Source organism: Pelovirga sp. (genome assembly GCF_059864205.1).
The window spans coordinates 1-5,786 of sequence record NZ_JCBCBS010000131.1 but is presented as its reverse complement, the minus strand read 5'-3'; the positions used below and the strand labels follow the sequence as shown (position 1 = coordinate 5,786).

At 55.2% G+C, this 5,786-nt stretch carries 3 protein-coding genes and 1 pseudogene; all 4 read left to right on the top strand.

All coding sequences use genetic code 11. The features are described from left to right. Positions 1-365: pseudogene (locus AC6F7T_RS08295) on the top strand (AMP-dependent synthetase/ligase); the annotation flags it as partial. Beyond that, positions 362-2,749, top strand: coding sequence for a 3-hydroxyacyl-CoA dehydrogenase NAD-binding domain-containing protein (locus tag AC6F7T_RS08290; protein ID WP_500717755.1), 2,388 nt, complete (start codon positions 362-364; stop codon positions 2,747-2,749). The pseudogene AC6F7T_RS08295 and the gene AC6F7T_RS08290, both read left to right, overlap by 4 nt. Positions 2,750-2,813: 64 nt before the next feature. Next, on the top strand, positions 2,814-3,986 hold the full coding sequence (locus tag AC6F7T_RS08285) for an acetyl-CoA C-acyltransferase (protein WP_500717753.1): 1,173 nt from the start codon (positions 2,814-2,816) through the stop codon (positions 3,984-3,986). Positions 3,987-4,174: 188 nt separating this feature from the next. Then, on the top strand, positions 4,175-5,786 hold a 1,612-nt coding region (locus tag AC6F7T_RS08280), incomplete at its 3' end, for an acyl-CoA dehydrogenase FadE (RefSeq protein ID WP_500717751.1).

Here is a 5,786-nt window from a genome sequence, read left to right as displayed (position 1 = left end):
AGCTGGATAAATATATTTCCCAGGTCTACGTTCATGGCGACCGCAAGCCTTACCTGGTCGCGCTATTGACGCCGAACCTTGAGCGCTTGATCGAACTGGCTCAGCGGGAGAAACTTGACTATCTGGCCGTCGACGAACTGGTCACCAACCGCCGCGTGATTGACCTGTTCAATGAGCGGGTTGAACTATTCAACCAGACCCAGCCTTCCTATCAAACGATTAAAAAATTTGCCCTGCTGCCACGGGAATTCTCTATTGAAGGCGGCGAGCTGACCCCGACCATGAAACAGAAACGCAAGGCAATCTACGCCATACACAAAGAGCAGATAGAAGCACTCTATCTGGCCAACGGAGGTGAACAATGAGACAGATCAAAAAGGTCGCCGTTCTGGGTTCCGGCGTCATGGGCGCGACCATTGCAGCGCATCTGGCCAACGCCGGACTCGATGTCCTGATCCTCGACATTATCCCTAAAGAGCCGAACGCCAACGAAAAGGCCCAGGGACTAACCCTGGAAAGTCCGCAGGTGCGCAACCGGATCGCCGCTGACGGACTGGCCGGACTGATAAAAATGAAACCGGCCCCATTCTACCTGCCGGCGTATGCCGGACGGATCCGGGTCGGCAATTTAGAGGATGATCTAACCCAGCTCAACCACTGTGATTGGGTAATTGAAGTTGTCATCGAACATCTCCCGATCAAAAAACAGTTGCTCGAAAAACTGATCCCCCATCTGGCGCCGGGAGCAATCCTCACCTCCAACACCAGCGGTTTGTCGATCAACGAGATGGCGCAGGTGCTGCCGGCGGAAATCCGCAAAAACTTCCTGATTACCCATTTTTTCAATCCACCCCGCTACATGCGCCTGCTGGAAATCGTCCCCTGCCGGGAAACCGACCCGGCAGTCGTCGCCGCCATGGCGGATTTTATCAGCCGCCGCCTCGGTAAAGGCATCGTCTACGCCAAGGATACGCCCAACTTTATTGCCAACCGCATCGGTGTCTACGCCATCTTCAAAGGAATTGAGCACATGCTGGCCATGGAGATGACCGTTGAAGAGGTTGATGCCATTGCCGGACCGGCCACAGCGCGCCCCAAATCCGCTGCTTTTCGTACCGTCGATCTGGTCGGCATCGACACCCTGGCGCACATTTGTAAAAACTCCTTCGAATTGCTCAAGAACGACGAACAGCGGGACACCTTCGTTGTCCCTGAGTTCATGCAGCAGATGATCGACAACGGCCTGCTCGGCAACAAGAGCAAGGCTGGATTCTACAAGAAGCAGCAGGTCGATGGACAGCGCCGGATTCTCTACTACGATTACACCAGTGGTGAATTCAAGCCGGCCCAAAAGCCGAAGTTCGCGTCCATTGCAGCGGTTAAAATGGTCGATGATCCGGCACAGAAAATCAGAATGGTGGTTAGCGGGCAGGACAAGGCGGCCGAATACGCCTGGAAAACCCTGCGCGATACCCTGATCTATACCGTCAACCGGATTCCGGAAATCGCTGACGATGTGCTTAACATCGATAATGCCATGAAGTGGGGCTTCAACTGGGAGATCGGCCCCTTTGAAATGCTTGACGCGATTGGCGTTGCCGATTTCGTCAAACGTGCTGAGCAGGATGGTGTGGCGGTTCCCGACTCGTTAAAACAGGTCACCTCTTTTTACCGCTTCAACGATGCAGGGCAGAAGGAATATTTTGATCTGACCCGCGCTGAGTATCACTCCATCCCCTTGAAGCCCGGCGAAATCAACCTGCAGATCCTCAAGAAAAGCAGCGGTGTGGTTGAGAAAAATGCCAATTGCTCGTTGCTCGACCTGGGCGACGGGGTCTTCGGCTTTGAATTTCACTCCAAGATGAACTCCATCAGCGGTGACATTCTGGCAATGACCCACAAAGCCATCAAGCGCGCCGAAACAGACGGTGTCGGGCTGGTCATCGGCAATCAGGGGGCCAACTTTTCCGTCGGCGCCAATCTGATGCTGCTTGCCGTCGCCCTGGCGGAAGGAGCCTTTGAGGACATCGACATGATGGTTCGCGCCTTTCAGAAAGCGACCATGGCGGTCAAATATTCTGACGTGCCGGTGGTCGCCGCACCTTTCGGTATGACCCTCGGCGGCGGTTGTGAATTCAGCCTCCATGCAGACGCCATCAACGCCTATGCGGAAACCTACATGGGACTGGTTGAAATCGGCGTGGGCCTGATCCCGGCGGGTGGCGGCACCAAGGAAATGTGCCTGCGTGCGGTTGACCTGGCGCGCCACGGCGATATCGATCCGACCCCCTTTATCTTTAAATATTTCAAACAGATCGGCATGGCCACCGTGTCGATGGGGGCAGCGGAAATGTACAACCTGAACTACATGCGCCGGGGTGACAGCATCAGTATGGATCTCGATCGTCTGATCGCTGACGCCAAACAGAAGGTCCTCGGGCTGGCCGTCAACTACCACCCCCAGAAGCAGCTGGACAAGATCCCGGCACCAGGGCGCAATATCGCAGCGAGCATTAAAACCAGCCTCTGGAACATGGAACAGGGGGGCTACGTCACCGCCTATGAAAAGGAGATTGGCGGCATCATCGCTGATGTCATCTGCGGTGGCGATGTTGCCGCCGGCACGATGATTTCCGAGGATTATCTGCTGCAGCTTGAGCGCCAGGCGTTTCTCAAACTATGTGGCAACAAGAAAACCGCCGAACGCATTCAGCACATGCTGAAAAAAGGCAAGCCGTTGCGCAATTAATCAGAATGCAGGTTGGGGTACGGCGCGCCGTGCCCCGACGGATCATATCGGGAGGAAAACCACCATGAAAACAGCATACATACTCGCAGCCTACCGCACCCCCGGCTGCCGGGCCAACAAAGGCGGCTTCAAGGATATGCGTCCGGACGATCTGGCCGCAGCTGCCATCAGGGGGCTGATCGAACGCACCAGCATCGACCCGATGAGAATTGACGATGTATTGATCGGCTGCGCCTTCCCCGAAGGGGAGCAGGGGATGAACTTCGCCCGCATCGCCGCCCTCAAGGCCGGTCTTCCCTATCAGGTTCCGGCCCAGACCATCAATCGCTTCTGCTCCTCCGGCCTGCAGACCATTGCCAGCGCCGCCGAACGGATTATCGCCGGTTTTGCCGATTGCATCGTCGCCGGTGGTGCCGAATCCATGACCTTAATTCCCATGGGTGGCAACAAATACAGCGCCAACCCCGGTTTAGTCGCCAGCTGGCCGGAAAGCTACGCGTCCATGGGGATCACTGCCGAACTGGTGGCCGACAAATATGCCATCAACCGTGAACAACAGGATCAGTTCGCGGTCGGCAGCCACCAGAAAGCTGCAGCCGCAATTGCCGCCGGCAGCTTCAACAACGAAATTATTCCGGTCGAAGTGGAAGAGACACTGGTGATCAACAACAAACTGCAGAAAAATCGCAAACTGATCAGTATAGATGATGGCGTCCGTGCCGACACCAGTCTCGCAGGGCTTGCCCGGCTGTCCCCGGCGTTCAAACTGAACGGCACGGTCACCGCCGGCACCAGTTCGCAGATGACCGATGGTGCAGCGGCGGTCCTGGTTGTATCGGAAGAGTTTCTTAAAGCGATGGACGCCAAACCCCTGGCGCGCTTTGTCAGCTTTGCCGTCAGAGGCGTTCCCCCGGAAATCATGGGTATCGGTCCGGTCGAGGCGATTCCGGCCGCACTGAGCATGGCCGGGCTGAACCAAAGCGACATTGATCTGATCGAACTCAACGAAGCCTTCGCCGCCCAGTCCCTGGCCGTCATCCAGGAGCTCGATCTGAATCCGGAACGGATCAACGTCAATGGCGGCGCCATCGCCCTGGGGCACCCCTTAGGTTGCACCGGCGCCAAGCTGACTGCCACTTTGCTGCACGAGATGCAGCGCCGTGACAACCGCTACGGCATGGTCTCCATGTGTATCGGTGGCGGCATGGGGGCAGCAGGAATTTTCGAAAAAATGTGATCCTGTTGCATGCGCCCAACATGTAGATTATCCGTCTACAATTGGATGTGCTTGAACGCTGCGGGTAACTGTTTAAAACGAAGCGAGTTTTACCCGCAAGCGAAAGCGCTCCAATGGATAGACGATGAACTTATCTATGTTGATGAAGTTGACCTTCCTTTATTTATATTATCTGCGAGGTACGTATTATGGCTGGAAAGATCAGAAAAGGCGGAGAATTTCTCATTGCCGAGACAGCATGTCAGGATATTTTTACCCCGGAGGATTTCAGCGACGAACAACGCGCTTTCGCGGAAACGACGGAAAAATTTGTCACCGATGAAATCCTGCCTCACCTTGAAGAAATCGAAAATCAGGAGTTCTCCTACGTCGTTGACGGCATGCGCAAGTGCGGCGAACTCGGCCTGTTGATGATGGATGCCGCCGAGGAGGATGGCGGCCTGGAACTGGACAAGGTCTCGAGCATGCTGGTCGGTGAAAAAATCTCCGCAAGCGGTTCCTTCTCCGTCGCTTTTGCCGCCCATACCGGCATCGGCACCCTGCCGTTGATCTATTACGGAACGGCGCAACAGAAGGAAAAGTATCTGGAAAAGATCATCAGCGGAGACTGGTGCGCCGCCTATTGTCTGACCGAACCTGGTTCCGGCAGCGATGCCTTGAGCGCTCAGACCAGCGCCACCTTAAGCGCAGACGGCAGCCATTACCTGCTCAACGGTACCAAGCAATACATCACCAATGGTGGCTTTGCCGAGCTGTTCACCGTCTTTGCAAAAATCGACAAAGAGCATTTTACCGCTTTTCTGGTGGAAAAAAGCTTCCCCGGTCTGATCGTCGGCAATGAAGAGAAAAAAATGGGGATCAAGGGCAGCTCAACCACCCAGATCATTCTCGACAACTGCCGGGTGCCGGTGGAGAACGTCCTCGGTGAAATCGGCAAAGGCCATAAAATTGCCTTCAACGTCCTGAATGTCGGCCGCTTCAAGCTCGGCGCCTGTGTGACTGGTGCGGCCAAAATGGCCCTTGGAGAAGGACTCCGCTATGCCAACGAACGCAAGCAGTTCGGCCAGCCGATTTCCGCCTTTGGTGCCATTCAGGAGAAGATTGCCGATCTCAGCGCAGCCATCTATGCCTCCGAGTCACTGGTTTACCGTTTGGCTGGATTGCTGGACGACAAACTGGCCACCATCGAAAAAGGGATCCCCGACTATTACGAGCAGTATCAGAAGGCCATTGAAGAATATGCTGCCGAGTGCGGTATCTCCAAGGTTTTCTGCAGTGATGTCCTGGCCAAAACCGTCGATGAAGTCGTCCAGATCCACGGCGGCTACGGGTTCTGCAGCGAATATCCGGCCGAGCGCTACTACCGCGATGAGCGGATCAACCGGATTTTTGAAGGCACCAATGAAATCAACCGTCTTCTGATTACCGGGATGATTCTGCGCCGTTCCATGAAAGGGGAATTGCCCCTGCAGAGCGAAGCAATGAAAGCCTTCGAATCACTGATGACACCCTCCTTCGAAGAGATCGACACCAGCATCCCCTTCGCGGCAGAAAAAGTCACCATCCAGAATCTGAAAACGCTATTTCTCATTATCGCAGGCGCCGGCGTTCAGAAATATATGGCGAAACTTGCCGATGAACAGGAAATCCTGATGGCGGCGGCGGATATCATCATTCAGGTGTTTGCCATGGAAAGTGCCGTCCTACGCGCTGAAAAAATCAGCTCGGGCTTAAGTCCGGTGCGCCAGGAACAGCTGGCGGCAGCGGTCAAGGTGTTCACCTTTAATGCCACCGAAGAAG